Source organism: Microbacterium sp. zg.Y1084 (assembly GCF_024623595.1).
In the GTDB taxonomy this organism is placed as follows: Bacteria; Actinomycetota; Actinomycetes; order Actinomycetales; family Microbacteriaceae; genus Microbacterium; species Microbacterium wangruii.
Map to the genome: position 1 here is coordinate 190,630 of NZ_JANJGV010000001.1, position 21,397 is coordinate 212,026.

Here is a 21,397-nt window from a genome sequence, read left to right on the forward strand (position 1 = left end):
ACCGCCCTTTCGGATTCACGCCGTCATCTCGCCAGCAGGTACTCCTCGTTCGCGGGAACACCGTCGAACGGCTCCGAGGCGCCTGAGGTGTGGATGCCGGCGAACGCGAGGGGCACACCTTGCGCGGTCCACAGCGACGCGCGGTCCATCAGCTGGGCGTGCACGTGCGGCTCGCTCGTGTTGCCCGAGTTTCCGCAGCGGCCGATCTGCTGCCCCGCGATCACGCGCTCACCCCGGCGAACGGTCACCGAGTCCTGCTGCAGGTGGGCCACGAGTGCGTAGACGCCGTCATCGCCTCGGATGGTGACGTGGTTGCCGACGATGAATCCCGGGCCGCCGATCTCCCGCAGCATCCCTTCGGCGATCATGTACGCCAGCCCGGCGGTGTTCGCGCGGGCGCGGTGGTCGCGCCGCCAGTCCGATGCCCGCACGACGACCCCGTCGATCATTGCGTGCACGGGTTCGCCGAGGGCGGGGTAGTCCGATGCCGGGGGCATCGCCCGCGGGCCGCCGAATGCCGGCCGCGGCCGCTCGGGCGGGTCGAAGACGAGATCGATCGCATACGCCTGGCCGTATGCGCGCACCCCGTGGCTGGGGACGGCGGAGGCGGGGCTGTTGACGGCGACCCATCGGCCCCGTACGGGTGCCCGCACGCGGCGGGGGGACTGCTCGACCAGCAGGCGAGGGCCGAGCCAGGCCAGCAGGGCGCACCCGACGCCCACCACGAGCGCGATGCCCATGAGGGCGCGGCGGACACGATCGGCCGGTCCCTCATCGACGAGGAGACCCCACACCACGCCGCTGATCAGCACCAGTGCCGCGGCGTAGTAGAGCGGTCCGCGCACGCGATACAGCGCACGCCCGACGGCGGTCATCGTCCGGTCCCGAGCAGGCTCGACAGCAGCGGCACGACGCGCGCCGCCGGCACTTCGTAGCTGCCGCGCCCGCTCTGGCGCACCCATCCCGAGGAGACGAGCTGACGCAGGTGGTGGTGCAGCTGGCCGGTGGTGCCGAGGGAGTCGATGCCTGCGAGCTCCGCCGTCGTCGTCGTGCCGGTGAGGATGCGGCGCAGCAGCTCCAGGCGCACGGGGTGCGCGAGCGCTTGCAAGGCGGCGGCATGCTCGGACCAGTCGGCCTCGAGCAGCCCTTCGGTGGCGACCCCCTGCTGCCAGGCGACCGGGGCGCCGGTGGGCAGGGTCAGCGACCCGACGATCATGACGATGCCGTCGGCCAGAGAGGGATTCTCGGCGCGCTCGGCCTCAACGCCGCGCAGTGCCCAGAAGGCGTCTGCGCTGTCGGGATCGGGCGGGGGAGAGGTGGGCTCGTCTCGTCGCGACAGCCGCGCCTCCAGCGCCGTCACGCGCGCCATCAGCTCGGTCACCGTGTCGCGGAGGTCCGCGGGGTCGTCATCCATGCTGCCAACGTACGGGAGATCGTAGAAACGTACAACCTGTGCCCGTGGCCTCTGCACCGTGGGTGCCGACCCGCCATAATGGGCACGTGCCCGCCCGGACGACGCTGCCCGAAGAGCCCGATGAGCTGCTCGCCCTCCAGCGGCGCGCCTATGGTCCCGCCGCCGAAGCGCTAGACGCCGCGGGCCTGGCGCGCCTGCGCGAACTCGAGGCGCCGCCCCGCGCACCCGGTGAGCCGCGGGCGGAGGAACCTCCGACGCCCGTCCCGGCCGAGGCGCCCGCAGAGGAGGCGGGTCCGCCGGCGGGCGCGCCGGCGCCTCGTTCCGTGCGACCTTCGCGTCGGAGCGGAGGGATCGCAGCCGCCGCGGTGCTCGGCTGTGCGCTCATCGGTGGCGGGCTGTCGGTCGAGTTCACGCCGCCGGGTCCCGACGCGGTCCTCCTGCCCGGGGCGCACGCCGAGATGTCGGAGGAGATCGAGCAGACCGGCATCCTCGACTTCCTCGGGTTCGGCCGCAGCACGGATCTGGTCGCCTACGAGGTCTATCGCGGAATGCAGGTCTACACGTTCACCGGCTCCCGGGGTGATGAGTGCCTGATCGTGGGCGGGGAGCACGGCTTCGTGGACTTCGGATGCGGCCGCGGACGGGTGCACCCGACGGTCGATCTGATGCTGGGGCGGAGAGGCCCGACGGGCCCCGCCCACGGATCTGTCGACGGTTCGTTCGCTCGCCTCCTTGCCCGGGACGGCACCGTCGAGGTGTGGCTCGAGCAGCCCTGACCGGGGGCGGTGACCCCGCCGGCACGTCGACCGGCGGGCGCCCCGAATCGGGCACCCGCCGGTCGACGGTCAGCTCCTCCCGGGGTGCCGGCGCATGCGGGCCGGCACCCCGGGACGGGTTACGCGGTCGCGGTCATGCGACCGCGGTAGGTGAGGCGGTGCCCGACCCAGAAGCCGAGGGCGACGAGGCCCGCCAGGCCGATGCCGAGCACCCAGGGCATGAGGCCAGGCACGGCGCCCGAGGCTCCGGCGTGCAGCTCGTCGCTGCCGGCGGCGAGCCGCCCGTTGCCGTCGGCGAGTGCGCCCGCGCCGGTGGTGAGCTCGGCGCTGCCCGACGCCAGCGACTGGGCACCGTCCGCCACCGCGGTGGAACCGTCGGCAAGCGTCGTGACGCCCTCGACGAGGCTTCCTGCGCCCGTGGCGAGCGTGTCCGTGCCGGTCGCAAGGTTTCCTGCACCGGCGAGCAGACGATCGGCTCCCGTCCACAGGTTCTGCGTGCCGGCATCCAGCGTTGCGGCGCCTGAGGCGAGGGTGCCGGTTCCGGTAGCGAGGGCGGAGGCGCCGTCGGCGAGGGTGCGGACGCCCGCCGCAAGAGTGTCCGCGCCGGCGCTGACCCGCGCGCTCCCCGTAGCCAGAGCGGCGGCACCCGCGTGCAGCTGGTCGATTCCCGCGTTCAGCTTCGTCGCACCCGCACTGACCCGACCCGCGCCGACCGAGAGTCGCTCTGCGCCGGTCGCCAGCGCGGGCGCACCGCGCTCGATGTGGGCGAGGTCGGCCGTGCCCGGGAAGCGTGTTGCCGAGTCTCCGTTGACCAGGAGATGTGCCGTGCCCGCAACGCCTGTGGCTCGTGCGTCGGCGGTCCCGATCTCGGTGAGCAGGGCGGTGAGTGTGCTGTTGATGGCCGCCGGGTCGCTCGGGCTGGCCGCGAGCAGCGTGGCCAGCTCGTTCGCGAGCGTCTTCGCGCTGCCGACGTTGCCACGGAGCGGGGTCGACACGTCCAGAATCCCCTGGGCATAGGACTGGGCACCGACGACGGCGGCGGCGAGGTCCTTGCTCTTCGCTGCCAGGTCTCCGGCTCCGACTGCGGCCTCTGCCGCGCCCACCTGCAGTTCCTCGCTGCCGGCCACGGCATCCGCCGCGCCGTTGAACAGGCGCTGGGCGCCCGTCTCGAGGTCGTCCGCGCCCGTGGCGAGGGTGTTCGCCCCGACGGCGGCGTCGCCGGCCCCTGCCTGCAGACGAGCGGCCCCGGCCGCGGCGTTCGCGGCACCGGAGGCGACTCGGGAGGCGCCGGAGGCGGCGGTGGCGGCGCCGGTCGACAGCGACGACGCACCGTCGGCGAGGGTCGTGGCGCCCTCTGCCGCCGAGGTCGCGCCGTCGGCGAGCGACTTCGCGCCGGCGGCGGCGCGGGCCGCACCCGCATCGAGCTCTGAGGCGCCGTCGGCCAGCGTGCGCGCGCCCTGCGAAAGCGTCGTCGCGCCTTCGCTCAGCTGACGCGAACCGTCGTCGGCCTGCGATGCGCCGGATGCCAGCTGCATCGCGCCGTCGCTGAGCTTGTTGACCGTGACGAGGTAGAGCACGGTCATGGCGGCCAGGAGGAAGGCCAGGACCGCGACGCTGATGCGCAGCCCCAGGCCATGGGTGTGCTGTGAGGTTCTCGACATTGAGACTCCGGGTGTGTGCGCCTGCAGGACAGGCGGGACGAAGGACGACCGACACTGGTTCGCCCGTAAGGGTGGCCCGAACGTAGCAGTGCGGTGTCGCACGCGAACTCCATCTGTGAGGATCTGCACGCTGGGACTAAGTTCCACAGATGCCGGGACTCAGTTGCTTAGAGGAAATGTACAAACCTCGCCGCGTGTCGCGGATGGGACCGTGCGGAGCCGTCCAGAGATGTCCAGCAAACTCCCACATAAACACAGATGGATGCTCTTGTTACTGTCTGTGGTTGTGTTGTAACGTGTGGCCAGCCCCTCGAAAGGACCGCCGTGTACGCGATGGAACGCCACCAGCTCATCGAGCGAATGGTCTCGCAGGACGGCCGTGTCGCCGTGGTCGATCTCGCGGAGCGCTTCGGCGTGACCACCGAGACGGTGCGGCGCGACCTCGACCAGCTCGAGCGGGCAGGTGCCCTGCGGCGGGTGCACGGCGGCGCGGTCGCCCGCGAGCGGATGAGCCTGGCCGAGCCGTCACTCGCCGAGCGGGCGTCCGTCCGAGGTGCGGCGAAGCAGGAGATCGCGGAACGCGCGCTCGACGTGCTGGGCGACGGGTTCCGTGGCTCGATCTACCTCGACGCAGGCACCACCACCGCCGCGCTGGCTGCTCTCCTGCCCACCCGGCTGGCCGAGACCGACGGCACCGCCGAGGTCGTCACCCACGCGATGACCATCGCCGCCGTGCTCGCCGGCTCACCCCGTCTCTCGCTCACCGTCATCGGCGGTCGGGTGCGCGGCCTGACAGGGGCCGCTGTCGGTTCCCACACCGTGCGCGCCGTAGAAGGGCTGCGGCCCGATGTCGCCTTCATCGGCACCAACGGGATCTCCGCCGGGTTCGGGCTCAGCACGCCCGACCCCGAGGAGGCGGCCGTCAAGCGGGCGATCGTTCAGAGCGCGCGCCGCGTGGTCGTCGTCAGCGATGCCCAGAAGTTCGACGCCGAGCTGCTGGTCGCCTTCGCCGGTCTGGACGACATCGACGTGGTCGTAGCCGACCGAACCCCCGGCGCCGCGCTCGGCGCGGCGCTGGAGGAAGCGGGAACGGAGGTGTGGACCGCATGATCGTCACACTCACCGCCAATCCCTCATTGGACCGCACCGTCGAGCTCGCCGCCCCGCTCGAGGTCGGGGGCGTGCAGGTCGCACGGGGCGCTCGGGAGGATGCCGGCGGCAAGGGCATCAACGTCTCGCGGGTGGCCGCGGCATCCGATGTGCCCACTCTGGCGCTGCTGCCGCTGGCGGCCGACGACCCGTTCGCGGTCGCGCTCCACGGCACCGGGATCCCCGTCGTCACGGTGCCCGTCGTCGGTCATGCCCGCGCGAACATCACGATCACCGACCCGGAGGGCGAGACCACCAAGGTGAACCTCCGCGGCGCCTCGCTCCGTGACGACGAGCGCGCGGCCGTGGTCGACGCGGTCGTCGAGGCCACGGCGGGCGCGCAGTGGCTCGTGCTGGCGGGATCGCTTCCCCCCGGGGTTCCCGACGACTTCTACGTGGAGGTCATCGACGCCGTTCGGCGGCGCTGGGCTGATGCCGCACCCCGCATCGCCGTCGACACCTCGGGGCCGGCGCTGGCCGCGGTCGTGGCGCACGGTCGGCCCGATCTCATCAAGCCGAACGAGCACGAGCTCGCCGACCTCGCCGGCATCGCCCTGGACCCCGAGGCCGATCTCGTCACCGCCGTGCTGCCGGTCGCCCGGCGACTGGTCCCGGAGCGGGTCGGCGCGGCGCTGGTGACGCTCGGCGGCGACGGTGCGGTGCTCGTCACCGGCGAAGGGGCATGGGCGGGGCGGCCGCCGCGCATCCGCGTGCACTCCACGGTCGGCGCCGGCGACAGCTCGCTGGCGGGCTATCTCATCGCCGACTCCCGCGGCGCCGAACCCGGCGAGCGGCTGCGCAGCTCGATCCGCTACGGCGCCGCCGCCGCCTCCCTGCCGGGCACGCAAGCGCCCCGGCCCTCCGACCTTCCCACCGGCGAGGTGCCGGTGCGGACCATCGACGACTGACCCACCTTCCGACCCTTGGAGGTCATCATGACCGATACCATCACCGCCGACCTCGTCAGCCTCGACGAACCGCTGGGCGACGACAAGCGCGCCGTCATCCAAGCCCTCGCCGCGCGTGTCGCGGCGCAGGGACGCGCGACCGACCCCGACGCCCTCGCGGCCGACGCGTGGGCCCGTGAGCAGAAGGACGAGACCGGGCTTCCCGGCGGCATCGCCATCCCGCACGCCAAGAGCGCCGCGGTGACGCAGGCATCGCTGGCATTCGCCCGGCTGAACCCGGGCGTGCCGTTCGGCGCCCCCGACGGTCCCGCCGATCTGGTGTTCCTCATCGCCGCGCCCGAAGGGGCGGCAGAGGCGCACCTGGCCGTGCTGTCCAAGCTCGCCCGTTCGCTGATGCAGGAGGACTTCACCTCGGCGCTGCGATCCGCCGCCAGCGCGGAGGACGTGGTGCACATCGTGCGTCGTGCGATCGGGGAGGAGGCCGCTGAGGAGCCGACACCGGTCGCCGCGTCTGCAGCAGCGTCGTCGACGGCCGCCCCGGCGACCGCTCCCCAGGCGGAGGGCGCCGTTCCCCCCGCCCCGCAGAACTCCGGTGTCGCGCCCGAGCTCACCGTCGACGGGCGGCCCGCCCGCATCGTCGCGGTCACCGCGTGCGCCACAGGCATCGCCCACACCTTCATGGCGGCCGACGCGCTCAGCGCCGCCGGAAAGAAGACCGGCATCGACCTCGTCGTCGAGCCGCAGGGCTCCAGCGGCTACAAAGCACTGCCCAAGGACGTCATCGACAACGCCGACGCGGTCATCTTCGCGACCGACGTCGACGTGCGCGAGCCGCAGCGGTTCGCCGGCAAGCCCGTGGTGCGCTCCGGCGTGAAGCGCGGCATCGAGCAGCCGGTGCAGATGATCGAAGAGGCCGTCGCCGCGGCGAAGGATCCGAACGCCTCCCGCGTTTCGAGCGCCGCCGCCTCCTCCTCTTCCTCAGACAGCGGCTCCGCCGAGCGCCCCGGCGCCGGCGCCAGCATCCAGCGGTGGCTGCTGACCGGCGTCAGCTACATGATCCCGTTCGTCGCCGGCGGCGGTCTGCTGATGGCCCTCGGGTTCCTCCTCGGCGGGTACGAGGTCAGCAACGACGCGGCGAACGTGATCATCGCCAACTCGCTGTGGGAGCTTCCCGCGGGGGGTCTCGGGCAGTATCTGGGCTCGGTCTTCTTCATGATCGGCAACACGTCGATGAGCTTCCTCGTCGCCGCGCTGGCCGGCTACATCGCCTTCGCGATCGCCGACCGGCCGGGTATCGCGCCGGGTTTCGTCGCCGGTGCGGTGGCGGTGCTCATGAACGCGGGCTTCATCGGCGGTATCGTCGGCGGTCTGCTCGCCGGTGGTGTGGCGTGGTGGCTCGGGCGTCTCGACGCTCCGCGCTGGCTGCGCGGCCTCATGCCGGTGGTGATCATCCCGCTGCTCGGCTCGATCGTGGCATCCGGACTGATGGTGCTGTTCCTCGGCCGGCCGATCGCGTGGCTGATGGAGCAGATGACCAACGGCCTCAACGATCTCGCCGCCACCGGTCTCATCGTGGTGGTGGGCGTCATCGTCGGTCTCATGATGTGCTTCGACCTCGGCGGACCGGTGAACAAGGTGGCGTACGCGTTCGCCGTCGCCGGCCTCGGCACCGCGTCGGCGACGAACACCACGCCGTACCTGATCATGGCCGCCGTGATGTGTGCGGGCATGGTTCCGCCGCTGGCCATGGCGCTGGCGTCGACCGTGCTGGCGCGCAACCTGTTCACCCCGGTCGAGCGGGAGAACGGCAAGGCGGCCTGGCTGCTGGGCGCGTCGTTCATCTCCGAGGGAGCCATTCCGTTCGCGGCGGCCGACCCGCTGCGGGTCATCCCCGCCACGATGGTCGGCGGTGCCGTCACCGGTGCCCTGAGCATGCTCTTCGCGGTGGAGTCGCGGGCCCCGCACGGCGGTATCTTCGTCTTCTTCGCCATCGACCCCATCTGGGGGTTCCTGGTCGCCCTGGCGGCAGGTACCGTCGTGAGTGCGCTCATCGTCGTGGCCCTCAAGAAGTGGGTCGCGCCGAAGGAGTACGCCGAGGCCGAGGCTGCTCCTGCCGCCCGGGTCCCGGCGACCGTTTGACACCCACAAGGAGGACCCCATGGCAGAACGCCAGGCCACGATCGCCAGCAGCTCCGGACTGCACGCCCGCCCCGCGAAGCTCTTCGTGCAGGCGGTGCAGGAGAAGAGCGTCCCGGTCACCATCGCGGTCGAGGGCGGACCGGACCTCAACGCCGGCAGCATCCTGTCGCTCATGGGTCTGGGCGCCTCGCACGGCACCGTCGTGACGCTGAAGGCAGAGGGTGACGGCGCCGAGCAGGCGCTGGACGAGCTCGTCCAGCTGCTGGAGACGGATCTCGACGCGCAGTGATGTCTCACTGACACCGGCTCGCGCCGGACATGCGGATGCCGCGGGGGAGACCCCGCGGCATCCGTCGTCTACGGGCGGTGCGTCAGCCGCCCGTGGCTGTCACAGGTCGGCGGTGCCGCCTGGATCGAGCTCGAGGAACTCGCCGCCACCCTGCTCCGTCGCCCACTGCAGTCGGGCGCGGCCCATCTGCAGACCGATGCGGGAGAGGGTCATGTCGTGCGTGCCGAAGGCGCGGTGCGGCTTCACCGCCAGGACGAAATCCATCGCCTCGCCGATCTTGAGCCACGGCGCACCGACGGGCGCTGCCAGCAGCCGAACGTCGGCGCCCTTCGGCACGGCGTACGAATCGCCCGGGTAGTAGAACTCGTCGTCCACCATCACCCCCACGTTGTCGATGACCGGGATCGACTCGTGGATCACCGCGTGGCGGCCGCCGTGGAAGGTCAGGCGGAACGGCTCGACCGTGACGGTGTCGCCGGGGGAGACGACGGTGATGTCGTAGCCCGGAGCGGCGGCCGCCACCCCCTGCGGGGCCAGGATGGGCGTTCCCGGAGCGTCGGCCAGCAGCCGGTCCAGGTGGTCGGGGGTCCAGTGGTCGGGGTGCTCGTGCGTCAGCACGATCGCGACGAGGTCGCGCACGTCGGTGAGGGGGAGCGTGAAGGAGCCCGGGTCGATGATGAGGGTCTTCCCGTCGCGCTCGAGGCGGAGGCAGGCGTGTTCGTGCTTGGTCACTCGCATGCAGGCAGTCAACCGTGCGACACGCCCGGGGGCAACGGGGCGCGCCTCGATTTGGCCGGGACATTCAGTCCGTGGCATACTTTAACGGTTGTCGAAACGGCCCCATCGTATAGCGGCCTAGTACGCCGCCCTCTCACGGCGGTAACGCGGGTTCGAATCCCGCTGGGGTCACAACACCCAGAACCCCCCGGTCACCGCCGGGGGGTTCTGTCGTCTCCGGCTGCAGGCGACTCCTCCCCGCGCGGGTTTTCCACGGGTGTGCGCACTGGCGGCCGGTGCACGCGCGGAGCATGCTGACGGCATGACGTTGCGAACGGTGGGACGGTACGGCGCGATCGTGCTCTCCGTCGTGGCGCTCGGGGTCGTGCTGGCGCTGGCCGCGGGCGGCGCGGACGGCGCGGCCCGTGTCGTCGCGACCGTCTATGTGGCCGCCTTCGTCGTCTTCACCCTCGTGCGCATGGTGCGCGACGTGCTGCAGGGCCACGTGGGACTGGACATCCTCGCCGTCGTCGCCATGGTGGCGACCCTCGCGGTGGGGGAGTACGTCGCCTCGCTCATCATCGTGCTGATGCTCTCCGGCGGCGAGGCGCTCGAGGAGTTCGCCGCACGTCGCGCGCAGCGGGACCTGACGGCGCTGCTGGACCGGTCGCCGCGGACGGCGCACATCGTCACGGGCGCGGCCGGGACCGATGGCGAGCAACTACGGGACGTCCCGGTCGACGACGTGGAGATCGGCGATCTGCTTGTCGTTCGTCCCTCGGAGGTCGTCCCCGTCGACGGCGTGGTGGTGGGGGATGCCGGCACGTTCGACGAATCCTCGCTCACCGGCGAGAGCCTTCCGGTCACCCGTGCCGACGGCGAGGAGGTGTACTCCGGCGCCGTCAACGGCACGCGGGCGGTGCGGCTGCGGGCCGTGCGGCGCAGCGCCGACAGTCAGTACCAGCAGATCGTGGCGCTCGTGGAGGCGGCGCAGACCTCGCGGGCGCCCATCGTGCGCCTCGCGGACCGGTTCGCCGTGCCGTTCACCGCGGTGTCGCTGGTGCTCGCGGGAACCGCGTGGGCGCTGTCGGGCGACTCGACCCGCTTCGCAGAGGTCCTGGTGCTCGCGACCCCGTGCCCGCTGCTGCTGGCGGCGCCGATCGCGTTCCTCGGCGGGCTGTCGCGCGCCGCGAAGTCCGGGATCATCGTGAAGGGCGGGGCGCAGATCGAACGGCTCGCCCGGGTGCGCTCGGTGTGCTTCGACAAGACCGGCACGCTCACCGCGGGGCGCCCGGAGCTGGTCGACGTGCTCCCGGCGCCGGGATTCACCGCGGACGAGGTGCTGCAGCTGGCCGCTTCGGCGGAGCAGTACTCCTCGCACGTGCTCGCCGAGGGCATCCGCGCCGCCGCCGACGCCCGCGGGCTGGCCCTGCTCCCCGCCCAGGAGGCCAGCGAGGTCGCGACCAACGGCGTGTCCGCGGTGCTGGCGGGTCGCCAGGTCGCCGTGGGCAAGGCCGCGTTCGTGGCCGGCGTCGCCGGGGCGGTGGAGCGCCCGCAGCTGCAACCCGGCCAGGTGGCGGCGTACGTCGCCGTCGACGGCCGGTTCGCCGGCGCCCTGCTGCTCGCCGACGCGGCACGGGAGGAGTCGCGCGACGTCGTGGCGTGGCTGCGCACGCACGGCATCGAGCGCGTGGCGATGCTGACGGGGGACGCCGCGCCGACCGCGGAGGCGATCGCGCACCGGCTGGGGATCGACGAGGTGCACGCCGACCTGCTGCCGCCCGAGAAGGTGCACCTCGTCGCCTCGTTCACCCCGCGTCCGACGATGATGGTCGGCGACGGCATCAACGATGCCCCGGCGCTCGCGGCATCCGACATCGGCGTCGCGATGGGGGCGCGCGGCGCGACGGCGGCGGGGGATGCCGCGGACGTGGTCATCACCGTCGACTCGCTGGCGCGCGTGGCGGAGGCGGTCGTCATCGGCCGCCACACGCTGCGCGTCGCGCTCACCGCCATCTGGATCGGCATCGGCTTGAGCGTCGCACTGATGATCGTCGCGATGACGGGGGTGATCCCCGCCGTCGTCGGTGCACTCGTGCAGGAACTGGTCGACCTCGCGACGATCCTCTACGCCCTCCGCGCCCTGCGCGCCCCCGCCTCCGGCATACCGGCATCCTCCGACGCCCCGACGCCCACCGCCGCCCCGCCCCGCGCACCGTGATGCTGTCTCAGCGCTCAGCGCTCAGCGCTCAGCGCTCAGCGCTCGGCGCTCGGCGCTCGGCGCTCGGCGCTCAGCGCTCAGCGCTCAGCGCTCGGCGGAGGGTGGGGTGGGGGAACGCCGGCGGAGCACAGCGCGACGGATGAGCCACACCGCGACGGCGGCCACCCCGATGACGGCCAGCCACGGCAGCAGGAAGCCCAGCGCGAGCACGAGGCCGTTCAGCGCGGCCACGAGGCCGTTCCACCCCGCCAGCACGCCGTCGGTGAACCCCGCCGGGTCGGCTTCGACGCGCTCGGCGGGGGTCACGATGCTGACCGTCAGCGACGACAGCGAGACCTGGGCGTCGAGGTATTCCAGCTGGCCCCGCAGCGACTCCAGCTCCGCCTGGCGCTCGGCGAGCGCGTCCTCCGCGGCGATCAGATCCGCCAGCGACCCCGACTCGGTCAACAGCGCGGTGAGGCGCTCCACCGACGCCTCGGCGGATGCCACCCGCGCGCGCAGGTCCACCGCCTCGGTCGTGACGTCCTGACGCGACACGCGGGATGCCGTGACCTCGCCGAGCTCGTCGAGGCCCTCCATCGTGGCGGTCAGCTCCGCCGCAGGCACCCGCACCGTGATCCAGGTGTCCGACACGACCGGCAGGTACGGGTCGGAGTACCGTGCGACATCGCCGTACTCGTCGACGTACCCGCCGTCGGACTCCATGACGGAACCGGCGCGGCCCACGCTGAGCGATTCCACGAAGCCGCCGGAGGCCTCGGCCCCGGCGGAGATCGCCGCGAGCGCGTCGGCGGCGGCCCTCGCGCCCGAGCCGACCTCGAGCGTCGCCGAGGCAGTCGCGATCACCTCGCGCCCCTGAGCGGCCTCGCCCGCGGCGCCGGCGGCGTCGTCGCGCGCGACCTCCGCGCTGTCGTCGACCGCACCGGGAGCGGGCATGACCGCATCGCTCTCGGTCGTCGTCGACCAGGCGCCGTCGATCGCCCCGCTGTCCGCGGCCGAGTCGCCCCGCAGCAGACCGGTCACGCCCGGTGCGATCACCGCGGCCACGATCACGACGGCCGCCGCGGCTCCGCCGGCGACCAGCCAGCTTCGCCGGCGCTGCGCGGCCGTGCGTCCGCCTGCGGCGGGGCGAACGCCCGCCTCTACGCGGGGTTCGCCGTGGATCCGCGCGAACAGGTCCTCCTCCATGCGTGCCACCGTCGCGTCATCCAGGGTGGGCAGGCCCGGGGCGGCATCCGTCCCGGGGGGTGTCGTGGGGGTCATGCGCTCTCCGTTCCCAGTTCGGTCCGCAGTCTCATGCGAATGCGGGAGAGACGGTTGCGCACGACGCCGTGACCGACGCCCAGCTGCTGCGCCGCGGCCTGGTAGGCGTGTCCCTCGGCAGCGCAGAGCCGGAAGATCTCCCGGTCGAGCGCCGACATCCCGGCCACCGCGCCGACGATGCGCTCGGCGAGGTCGCGGCCGATCACCAGCTCCGTGACGTCGACCGTGTCCGGAAGCGTCTCGTCGACCGTGCCGGCGGCACGCTCGCGGTCGCGACGCAGTCGTCGCACGCGGTTCGCGCACTGGAAGCGGCAGATCGTCACGAGCCACGGCAGCAGCGAGTCGCCGGCCAGCTGCAGCTCGGGGAGCTTGCGCCAGGCCGTGAGGAAGGTCTCCTGCGTGACGTCTTCGGCGTCGGCCACACTGCCCACCAGGCCGTGCGCGAGCCAGTACACCGGCCGCACATAGGCGCGGTAGAGCGCGCGGAACGCCTCTTCCGACCCCCCTGCGGCGGCGGCCACCAGCGCCGCGTCGTCGCGTTCGTCGCCCATGCGCACCCTCTCGTCTCTCACCGGTTCAGTGTCGGCCGTGCGCCGATCGTCTCAGATGGGGGATGCCGGATGCGACACGGCTGTATCCTTGTGCGAACGAGAGGGAGTATCCCGTCCTCGCGCCTCCGTCATCACGGGCCCCGATCGAGTGGCCCCGGGTGCGCGCCGCATTCTGCGGGGGAGAGACTTTCGGCATCCACCGCACCCTCCGAAAGGCTTCCATGGGCTTCGAGATCCCCCTTTGGTTCGAGATCAGCGCGTTCGTCGTGCTGCTCACGATCCTCATCGCCGATCTGCTGCTGATCATCAAGCGGCCGCACATCCCCTCGACGAAGGAGTCCACCCTCTGGGTCGTCTTCTACGTCGCGCTGGCGATCGTGTTCGCATTCATCCTGTTCGGCGTCACGGGAAGCCCCGATGTCACCGGGCAGTTCGTCGCCGGCTGGCTGACCGAGTACAGCCTGTCGATCGACAACCTCTTCGTCTTCGTGCTGATCATGGGTCAGTTCGCCGTCCCGCGGCAGTACCAGCAGAAGGTGCTGATGGTCGGCATCATCATCGCGCTGGTGCTGCGCGGCATCTTCATCCTGCTCGGTGCGGTGATCATCGAGCAGTTCCTGCCGATCTTCTACCTGTTCGGCGCGTTCCTCATCTACACCGCGTGGAAGCAGGCCTTCCCGGGCGGCGACCACGATGACGAGGAGAAGAAGGAGAGCTTCGTCGTGCGGCTGGTCCGCCGGCGCGTGGCCATCAGCGACGAGTACGACGGCGCCAAGGTGCGCACGGTCGTGGACGGCAAGCGCATCTTCACGCCCATGATCATCGTCTTCGTCGCGATCGGAATGACCGACCTGCTCTTCGCGCTGGACTCGATCCCCGCGATCTTCGGCATCACGCAGGACCCGTTCATCGTCTTCACCGCGAACATCTTCGCCCTCATGGGCCTGCGCCAGCTGTACTTCCTGCTGGGCGGCCTGCTCGACCGCTTGAAGTACCTGCACTACGGCATCGCGTTCATCCTCGCCTTCATCGGGGTCAAGCTCATCTTCCACGCGATGCACGAGAACGAGCTCCCGTTCATCAACGGCGGTGAGCACATCGAGTGGGTGCCCGACATCTCCACCTGGATGTCGCTGGGCGTCATCGTCGCCTCGATGACCGTCGCCACCGTCGCGAGCCTCATCGCGTCGTCGCGGGAGCGCAAGGCGGAGACCCCCGTCGACGCCGCCGCCGCCGTGGCGGCCGAGCACCGCACGCCGCCGACGGTCGAGGAGCCGGCGGAACCGGCCGACCCGACGACCGACGAGCGCACGGAGCGCACGGAGCGCTGACACATGACGCGGCGAGCGATCCGCACGGTGCTAATGTGGCCCCGTGCGGATCGCTCGCCTTCTCCTTAGCGGCCGCGACGAGGCCTCGTCCTGAGCCCTTCCTCGTCGCGGAGTCCATGGTGGGCTTGATCCGCTTCGCAAGGAGAGCAGCGCAGTCATGAGCACAGCCGCCCCGTCGATCCCCGACACCCCCCGCACCCTGGCCGAGAAGGTGTGGGACGACCACGTCGTGGTCAAAGGCGAGGACGGTCGACCCGACCTCATCTACATCGACCTGCACCTGGTGCACGAGGTGACGAGCCCGCAGGCCTTCGACGGTCTGCGCGCCGAGGGGCGCCCGGTGCGCCGCCTCGACCTCACCATCGCCACCGAGGACCACAACACCCCGACGCTCGACATCGACAAGCCGATCGCCGACCTCACCAGCCGCACCCAGATCGAGACCCTGCGGCGCAACGCCGCCGAGTTCGGGGTGCGACTGCATCCGCTCGGCGACAAGGAGCAGGGGATCGTGCACGTGGTGGGTCCCCAGCTCGGGCTGACCATGCCGGGCATCACCGTCGTCTGCGGCGACTCGCACACGTCGACCCACGGCGCGTTCGGCGCGATGGCGTTCGGCATCGGCACCAGCGAGGTGGAGCACGTGCTGGCCACCCAGACGCTGCCGCTGAAGCCGTTCAAGACCATGGCGATCACCGTGGAGGGCGAGCTCAAGCCCGGCGTCACGGCGAAGGACATCATCCTCGCCGTCATCGCCAAGATCGGCACCAACGGGGGACAGGGCTACGTGCTCGAGTTCCGCGGCAGCGCGATCCGCTCCCTCTCCATGGAGGGCCGCATGACGATCTGCAACATGTCGATCGAGGCGGGCGCCCGCGCCGGCATGGTCGCTCCCGACGAGACGACGTTCGCCTACCTGAAGGGCCGGCAGCACGCTCCGACCGGCCAGGACTGGGAGGATGCGGTCGCCTACTGGCGCACGCTCCCGAGCGACGAGGGCGCCGTCTACGACGCCGAGGTCTTCCTCGACGCCGATGCCCTCGAGCCGTTCGTGACCTGGGGCACCAACCCTGGTCAGGGCGTGTCGCTCAGTGACGTCGTTCCGGCGCCCGAGGACTTCCCGGACCCGAACGAGCAGGCCGCCGCGCGCCGTGCGCTGGAGTACATGGACCTCGTCCCCGGCACTCCGCTCAAGGAGGTGCCGGTGGATGCCGTCTTCATGGGCTCCTGCACCAACAGCCGCATCGAGGATCTGCGCGCGTTCGCCTCGGTCGTGCAGGGCCGGACGAAGGCCGAGGGAGTGCGCGTCATGGTCGTCCCCGGGTCCGCACGGGTGCGGCTCGAAGCGGAGGCCGAGGGACTGCACCAGATCTTCCTCGATTTCGGCGCCGAGTGGCGCTTCGCCGGCTGCTCGATGTGCCTGGGCATGAACCCCGACCAGCTGGCTCCGGGCGAGCGCTGCGCCTCGACCAGCAACCGCAACTTCGAGGGACGGCAGGGCAAGGGCGGACGCACCCACCTGGTGTCGCCCCTGGTGGCCGCGGCCACCGCCGTGCTGGGTCGCCTCGCGAGCCCCAGCGATCTGCCGGCGTTCGAGTCAGTGGAGGTCTGACATGGAGAAGTTCACCACCCACACCGGTATCGTCGCCCCGCTGACGCGCTCCGCCGTCGACACCGACCAGATCATCCCCGCGGTCTACCTCAAGCGGGTCACGAAGACCGGCTTCGAGGATGCGCTGTTCTCCAGCTGGCGGCAGGACCCCGACTTCGTGCTCAACCAGCCCGCGTACCGCAGCGCATCGATCCTCGTCGCCGGGCCCGACTTCGGCACCGGTTCGAGTCGCGAGCACGCCGTCTGGGCGCTGCGCGACTACGGGTTCCGCGTCGTGCTCAGCCCGCGGTTCGCCGACATCTTCCGCGGCAACGCGGGCAAGCAGGGACTGGTGACGGGCGTCATCGACGAGGCGGGCATCGAGGCGATCTGGGCGGTCGCCCAGGCGCAGCCCGGAGCGACCATGACCGTCGATCTCACGGCGCGAACGGCCACCATCGGTGACCTGGAGCTCGCGTTCGACATCGATGATTACACTAGATGGCGCCTGCTCGAAGGTCTGGATGACATCGGGCTGACGCTGCGCGACGAAGAAGCCATCGCACAGTTCGAAGCCCGCCGCGAGGCGTGGCGCCCACGGACCCTTCCGGTCCGGTAGCTACCAAGTGAGGTCCACCGCATGAAGTCACTCCGCAGCGAGAACCGGTCGGCGACAGAGGAGTCGGAAGGACAGTTGCAGGCAGTGACCGGCGATACGATCGCCATCCGCGGGGGACGCGCGCTGGTGGGACGCGTCGACGTGACCGGGGCGAAGAACCTCGCCACGAAGGCGATGGTCGCCGCCCTGCTCGGGGAGAGCGTCAGCGTCCTGCGCGACGTGCCGGACATCAGCGATGTGCAGGTCGTGCGCTCGCTCCTCGAGGTGCACGGGGTGCGCGTCGAGGACGGCGAAGAGGCGGGCAGTCTCGTTCTCGACCCGAGTGCGGCGAAGTCCGCGCACTTCGAGGAGATCGACGCGCACGCCGGGTCCTCGCGCATCCCGATCCTCTTCTGCGGGCCGCTGCTGCACCTGCTGGGGCAGGCGTTCATCCCGGACCTCGGCGGATGCCGTATCGGCGACCGTCCCATCAACTTCCACCTCGACGCGCTGCGCCGCTTCGGCGCAGTCGTGGAGAAGCTGCCCAGCGGCATCCGCCTGTCCGCTCCGGACGGACTGCACGGAGCCGACATCGAGCTGCCGTACCCGAGCGTGGGCGCGACCGAGCAGGTGCTGCTGACGGCTGTGCGTGCGAAGGGGACCACCGAGCTGCGCAACGCCGCCATCGAGCCCGAGATCATGGACCTCATCGGCGTACTGCAGAAGATGGGCGCCATCATCTCGTACGAGCCCAACCGGGTCATCTTCATCGAGGGCGTCGACACGCTCACCGGCTACGACCACCGCTGCATCTTCGACCGCAACGAGGCCGCATCGTGGGCGGCGGCCGCCCTGGCCACCGACGGCGACATCTTCGTCGGCGGCGCCCGGCAGCAGGACATGCTGACGTTCCTCAACATCTTCCGCAAGGCCGGCGGCGCGTTCGACATCGGCGAGGAGGGCATCCGCTTCTACCGCGGTGGACCCCTCAAGCCCGTCGTGGTCGAGACCGACGTGCACCCCGGCTTCATGACCGACTGGCAGCAGCCGCTCATCGTGGCGCTCACCCAGGCCGAGGGCACTTCGGTCGTGCACGAGACGGTGTACGAGAACCGGTTCGGGTTCACCGACGCCCTGGTGAAGATGGGCGCCGACATCGTCGTGCACCCCGAGGGGCTGGAAGGCGAGTACCGTCGCGTGCCGCGCCGGGCGCTGGAGCAGGCCGCGGTCATCACCGGTCCGACGCCCCTGCACGGCGCCGAGATCGTGGTGCCCGATCTGCGTGGGGGCTACAGCCACGTCATCGCCGCCCTGACCGCCTCGGGGGAGTCGATCGTGCACAACGTCGGGATCATCCGGCGCGGCTACGAGAACCTCTTCGACAAGCTGCGCGCGCTGGGCGCCGACTTCGACGTCATCGGATGACCGTGGCCCGTACACGTCGCGCATCGCCGGAGAAGACGCGTCCCAGCGTCTTCTGGCCGCTCGCGGGCGTCGTCGTGCCCATCGCGGGGCTGATGGCGCGCATCGAGATCGAGGGAGGCGAGAACCTCCCGATGGAAGGCGCCTACGTCCTCGCCCCGAACCACTACAGCGAGTTCGACCCGGTCGTCGTGGCCGTCGCGACCTGGCGACTGGGCCGCGCGCCGCGCTTCATGGTGAAGGAAGGACTCTTCCGCGTCCCGGTGCTGGGCTGGGCGCTGCGCGCGACCGGTATGGTCCCGGTCTCGCGAGCAGGCTCCGCCAGCACCGCCAAGCAGACGATCGAGACGGCCGAGCGGCTCATCTCCGAGGGCAACGGCGTGATCGTGTACCCGGAGGGGTCGCTCACGCGAGACCCCGACCTGTGGCCCATGCGCGGCAAGACCGGCGCAGTGCGGGTGGCCCTGGCCGGTGGGCTCCCCGTGATCCCGATGGCCACCTGGGGCGTGCAGCGCATCCTGCCGCGGTACGGCAAGCTGAGCCTCTGGCCGCCGCGCAAGCGCGTGCGCATCCTGGTCGGCCCGCCCGTCGACCTCAGCGCCTACGCCGGGCGTGCGACTCAGCACACCGCCCTCGTCGAGGCGACCGACGTCGTGATGTCCGACATCGCCGAGCTCCAGGGGCGCCTGCGCGGGGAGACCCCGCCCGCCGAACGGTGGGATCCGGCGATCCACGGGCAGAAGGAGACAGGTCGCCTTGAGTCGTAGAACGGATGCCGCGCCGCGCGTCGCGGTCATCGGCGCCGGCAGCTGGGGCACCACTTTCGGCAAGATCCTCGCCGACGGCGGCGCCCACGTCGTGATGTGGGCGCGCCGGCCCGAGCTTGCGCATGAGATCGATGAGGCCAAGCGCAACAGCCAGTACCTCCCCGGCATCAACCTGCCCCGCAGCATGTCGGCCACGCACCACCTCGCCGAGGCGCTGGACGGGGCGACGCAGGTCTACCTGTCGATCCCGAGCCAGACGGCGCGCGCGAACCTCAAGGCGCTGCGCCCGCTCGTCGCGGGCACCGACGTGCCGATCGTTTCGCTGATGAAGGGCGTCGAGAAGCGCACGGGCCTGCGGATGAGCCAGGTGATCGAGCAGGAGCTGCGCTGCGACCCGATGCGCATCGCTGTGGCATCCGGCCCCAACCTCGCCCTCGAGATCGCCCGTGAGCAGCCCACGGCCGCCGTCATCTCCTCCATCAGCCGGGAGACCGCCGACGCGGTGGCCCGCCGTGCCCGCAACCGCTATTTCCGCACGTTCGTGAACACCGATGTCATCGGCACCGAGTTCGGCGGCGTGCTGAAGAACCTCATCGCCGTGGCGATCGGCATCGTCGACGGCGTGGGGTACGGCGAGAACACGAAGGCGTCGATCATCACGCGCGGACTGGTCGAGATGACCGACTTCGCGGTGGCGCAGGGGGCGCAGCCCGAGACGCTGCAGGGACTGGCGGGGCTCGGCGACCTCATCGCCACGTGCCAGTCGCCGCTGAGCCGCAACAACACCGCCGGGCGACTGCTCGGCCAGGGGTACAGCTTCCAGGACGTGGTCAGGCAGATGGATCAGACGGCCGAGGGTCTCGGCTCGGTCGCGCCGGTCCTGCAGCTGGCCCGCGAGGCGGGCATCCCGATGCCCATCGTGGAACAGGTGAAGATGGTGCTCGACGGCACGATGCAGCCGCGCGACATCGCCCCCCACCTCACCACCGACGACGATCAGCCCCAGGGCGAGAGGACGCAGCATGGACAAGCCGGCAGTGGCGGTGCTTTTTGGAGGTCGCTCCAGCGAGCACTCGATCAGCTGCGCAACGGCGGGAGGAGTGCTGCGGGCGATTGACCGCGACCGCTTCCGGGTCATTCCGATCGGGATCACGCACGACGGCGCGTTCGTGCTCGAGCACGACGACCCCGACCGCTTCACCCTGACCCACGGCGCCCTGCCCGTGGTCGCCGACAACGGCACCCGCATCCGGTGGCCGGATTCCACGCTGTCCCGCGAGCTGCGGGTGGTGCGCCCGGACGGCACCGAGGAGAGCCTCGGCGACGTCGATGTGGTGTTCCCGATCCTGCACGGCCGCTTCGGCGAGGACGGCACGATCCAGGGGATGCTGGAGCTGCTGGGCCTTCCCTACGTCGGCGGGGGCGTGCTGATGTCCGCGATCGGCATGGACAAGCACGTCACCAAGAGCGTGCTGCAGGCTGCCGGGGTTCCGGTCGTTCCCTGGCGTCACCTGAGCCGCGTCGAGTACGACCGTGACCGTTCCCGGTGGATGCCTCAGGTGCGCTCGCTGGGGCTTCCCGTGTTCGTCAAGCCCAACCGCGCCGGCTCCAGCGTCGGAGTGTCGAAGGTGGAGAGCTGGGACGAGCTCGACACAGCCCTCGAGGTGGCGTTCGCGGAGGATTCCACCGCCCTGATCGAGCAGGCGGTGGTGGGCCGCGAGGTCGAATGCGGCGTGCTGCCCGGGCGCGACGGTGGCCCCGTGCGGGTGAGCGTGCCCGGTGAGATCGTCGTCACCGGTCGCGCGTTCTACGACTTCGAGGCGAAGTACCTCGACGCCGCGGGTGTCGACCTGGTCTGCCCGGCAGAGCTCTACGAGGGCGAGCTCGCCGAGATGCAGCGCGTGGCGGCGCGCGCGTTCGAGGCGCTGGGCGGGGAAGGGCTCGCGCGGGTGGACTTCTTCTACACCGGCACCGAGTTCTTCGTGAACGAGGTGAACACCATGCCCGGGTTCACGCCGATCTCGATGTTCCCACGCTGCTGGATCGCGTCGGGCATGACCTATCCCGAGCTGATCACCGAGCTGATCGAACTGGCGGGCGACCGGGTCAGCTGAGCAGCTCGGCCGTCTCGGTGCACTGCCGCTCACGCGGGAGCGTGTCGACGATGTACGGGGCGAACCGCGAGAGCACTTCGTTCGGCGAGACCTGCTCGTTGTCGACGAACACCTCCACCGCGGGAGTGCGGCCGTACGTCGTGATGCGGTAGCGCGGCGCCTGCGACTCGTCGACGATCCAGTCCACGCCGCCGATGGTGATGCAGCGGGCCTCGGTGGGTCCCGGCGGCGTGACGCCGCAGGTGAGGATGACAGCCGTCGGATCGCCCCACGCGGCGGTCGCCTGCGCGTCGGTCCAGCGCCGGTCGGCGCCGTCGACGGTGGAGGGAAGCCGCACGGTCACCTCCGCGCACAGCGGGTCGTTCGCGTCGGGGGCTGCGGTGAGCGACACGGACGAGGTGCCGCAGCCGGTGAGGAGGAGAAGCCCCAGGACGGCCGTGAGCGCGGCGGAAGGGCGGAGGCGGGACACCCCTCCAGCGTAATCGA

21 protein-coding genes and 1 tRNA gene are annotated in these 21,397 nt (G+C 71.2%); 15 read left to right on the forward strand and 7 right to left on the reverse strand.

Going from position 1 to position 21,397, the window contains the following annotated elements; all coding sequences use genetic code 11:
• Positions 1-23: 23 nt before the first annotated feature.
• Both NQ165_RS00960 and NQ165_RS00965 read right to left on the reverse strand, forming a co-directional pair.
• Positions 24-875: a M23 family metallopeptidase gene (locus tag NQ165_RS00960; RefSeq protein WP_257530400.1), complete on the reverse strand. Its 852-nt coding sequence runs from the start codon at positions 873-875 to the stop codon at positions 24-26.
• Positions 872-1,414 (reverse strand): helix-turn-helix domain-containing protein, encoded by a 543-nt coding sequence (locus tag NQ165_RS00965; RefSeq protein WP_257530402.1) that lies wholly within the window; start codon positions 1,412-1,414, stop codon positions 872-874. The genes NQ165_RS00960 and NQ165_RS00965 overlap by 4 nt, the downstream gene beginning before the upstream one ends.
• 86 nt (positions 1,415-1,500) lie before the next feature.
• On the opposite strand from NQ165_RS00965, the gene NQ165_RS00970 reads away from it, so the two are divergent.
• On the forward strand, positions 1,501-2,190 hold the full coding sequence (locus NQ165_RS00970) for a hypothetical protein (protein WP_257530404.1): 690 nt from the start codon (positions 1,501-1,503) through the stop codon (positions 2,188-2,190).
• Between the two features lie 119 nt (positions 2,191-2,309).
• On the opposite strand, the gene NQ165_RS00975 is transcribed toward NQ165_RS00970, so the two are convergent.
• On the reverse strand, positions 2,310-3,851 hold the full coding sequence (locus NQ165_RS00975) for a hypothetical protein (RefSeq protein WP_257530406.1): 1,542 nt from the start codon (positions 3,849-3,851) through the stop codon (positions 2,310-2,312).
• A gap of 229 nt (positions 3,852-4,080) precedes the next feature.
• Between NQ165_RS00975 and NQ165_RS14700 the strand changes: the two genes are divergently transcribed.
• Genes NQ165_RS14700 through NQ165_RS00995 form a run of 5 tightly spaced genes read left to right on the forward strand, consistent with a single transcriptional unit; the run spans position 4,081 to position 8,336 of the window.
• Positions 4,081-4,146 (forward strand): OapA N-terminal domain-containing protein, encoded by a 66-nt coding sequence (locus NQ165_RS14700; RefSeq protein ID WP_374940920.1) that lies wholly within the window; start codon positions 4,081-4,083, stop codon positions 4,144-4,146.
• Between the two features lie 29 nt (positions 4,147-4,175).
• On the forward strand, positions 4,176-4,961 hold the full coding sequence (locus tag NQ165_RS00980; protein ID WP_257530408.1) for a DeoR/GlpR family DNA-binding transcription regulator: 786 nt from the start codon (positions 4,176-4,178) through the stop codon (positions 4,959-4,961).
• On the forward strand, positions 4,958-5,908 hold the full coding sequence (locus NQ165_RS00985) for a 1-phosphofructokinase family hexose kinase (protein WP_257530409.1): 951 nt from the start codon (positions 4,958-4,960) through the stop codon (positions 5,906-5,908). The genes NQ165_RS00980 and NQ165_RS00985 overlap by 4 nt, the downstream gene beginning before the upstream one ends.
• A gap of 27 nt (positions 5,909-5,935) precedes the next feature.
• Positions 5,936-8,047 (forward strand): fructose-specific PTS transporter subunit EIIC, encoded by a 2,112-nt coding sequence (locus NQ165_RS00990; protein ID WP_257530411.1) that lies wholly within the window; start codon positions 5,936-5,938, stop codon positions 8,045-8,047.
• A gap of 19 nt (positions 8,048-8,066) precedes the next feature.
• Positions 8,067-8,336 (forward strand): HPr family phosphocarrier protein, encoded by a 270-nt coding sequence (locus NQ165_RS00995; RefSeq protein ID WP_191717675.1) that lies wholly within the window; start codon positions 8,067-8,069, stop codon positions 8,334-8,336.
• A gap of 99 nt (positions 8,337-8,435) precedes the next feature.
• Here NQ165_RS00995 and NQ165_RS01000 read toward each other — a convergent pair whose 3' ends face one another.
• Positions 8,436-9,074 carry an MBL fold metallo-hydrolase gene (locus NQ165_RS01000; protein ID WP_257530415.1) on the reverse strand — a complete coding sequence of 213 codons (639 nt, stop codon included), beginning with the start codon at positions 9,072-9,074 and terminating at the stop codon, positions 8,436-8,438.
• A 98-nt stretch (positions 9,075-9,172) separates the two neighbouring features.
• Between NQ165_RS01000 and NQ165_RS01005 the strand changes: the two genes are divergently transcribed.
• Positions 9,173-9,245, forward strand: a tRNA-Glu gene (locus tag NQ165_RS01005).
• A gap of 130 nt (positions 9,246-9,375) precedes the next feature.
• Entirely contained in the window at positions 9,376-11,274 is a 1,899-nt protein-coding gene (locus NQ165_RS01010) for a heavy metal translocating P-type ATPase (protein ID WP_257530417.1), read from the forward strand.
• Between the two features lie 84 nt (positions 11,275-11,358).
• Here NQ165_RS01010 and NQ165_RS01015 read toward each other — a convergent pair whose 3' ends face one another.
• Together NQ165_RS01015 and NQ165_RS01020 are read right to left on the reverse strand one after the other, a co-directional pair.
• On the reverse strand, positions 11,359-12,537 hold the full coding sequence (locus tag NQ165_RS01015; RefSeq protein WP_257530419.1) for a DUF4349 domain-containing protein: 1,179 nt from the start codon (positions 12,535-12,537) through the stop codon (positions 11,359-11,361).
• On the reverse strand, positions 12,534-13,088 hold the full coding sequence (locus NQ165_RS01020) for an RNA polymerase sigma factor (protein ID WP_257530421.1): 555 nt from the start codon (positions 13,086-13,088) through the stop codon (positions 12,534-12,536). The genes NQ165_RS01015 and NQ165_RS01020 overlap by 4 nt, the downstream gene beginning before the upstream one ends.
• 221 nt (positions 13,089-13,309) lie before the next feature.
• On the opposite strand from NQ165_RS01020, the gene NQ165_RS01025 reads away from it, so the two are divergent.
• The 7 genes from NQ165_RS01025 (at position 13,310) to NQ165_RS01055 (ending at position 20,911) form a co-directional block, all read left to right on the forward strand.
• Complete coding sequence (locus NQ165_RS01025; RefSeq protein ID WP_257530423.1) at positions 13,310-14,419, forward strand: TerC family protein; 1,110 nt, start codon at positions 13,310-13,312, stop codon at positions 14,417-14,419.
• A gap of 157 nt (positions 14,420-14,576) precedes the next feature.
• Entirely contained in the window at positions 14,577-16,031 is a 1,455-nt protein-coding gene (gene leuC / locus NQ165_RS01030; protein WP_257530425.1) for a 3-isopropylmalate dehydratase large subunit, read from the forward strand.
• Position 16,032: 1 nt separating this feature from the next.
• Positions 16,033-16,629 (forward strand): 3-isopropylmalate dehydratase small subunit, encoded by a 597-nt coding sequence (leuD, locus tag NQ165_RS01035; protein ID WP_257530427.1) that lies wholly within the window; start codon positions 16,033-16,035, stop codon positions 16,627-16,629.
• 21 nt (positions 16,630-16,650) lie between these two features.
• The gene (gene murA, locus NQ165_RS01040) at positions 16,651-18,033 is read left to right on the forward strand and encodes a UDP-N-acetylglucosamine 1-carboxyvinyltransferase (RefSeq protein ID WP_257530429.1); all 1,383 of its coding nucleotides are present in this window, start codon (positions 16,651-16,653) and stop codon (positions 18,031-18,033) included.
• Complete coding sequence (locus tag NQ165_RS01045; protein ID WP_257530431.1) at positions 18,030-18,797, forward strand: 1-acyl-sn-glycerol-3-phosphate acyltransferase; 768 nt, start codon at positions 18,030-18,032, stop codon at positions 18,795-18,797. The genes murA and NQ165_RS01045 overlap by 4 nt, the downstream gene beginning before the upstream one ends.
• On the forward strand, positions 18,787-19,914 hold the full coding sequence (locus NQ165_RS01050; RefSeq protein WP_257530433.1) for an NAD(P)H-dependent glycerol-3-phosphate dehydrogenase: 1,128 nt from the start codon (positions 18,787-18,789) through the stop codon (positions 19,912-19,914). Before NQ165_RS01045 ends, NQ165_RS01050 begins: the two co-directional genes overlap by 11 nt.
• Positions 19,820-20,911 (forward strand): D-alanine--D-alanine ligase family protein, encoded by a 1,092-nt coding sequence (locus tag NQ165_RS01055; protein WP_257530435.1) that lies wholly within the window; start codon positions 19,820-19,822, stop codon positions 20,909-20,911. The genes NQ165_RS01050 and NQ165_RS01055 overlap by 95 nt, the downstream gene beginning before the upstream one ends.
• Here NQ165_RS01055 and NQ165_RS01060 read toward each other — a convergent pair.
• Positions 20,904-21,380, reverse strand: coding sequence for a DUF3515 domain-containing protein (locus NQ165_RS01060; protein WP_257530437.1), 477 nt, complete (start codon positions 21,378-21,380; stop codon positions 20,904-20,906). The genes NQ165_RS01055 and NQ165_RS01060 overlap by 8 nt on opposite strands.
• Between the last annotated feature and the right edge of the window lie 17 nt (positions 21,381-21,397).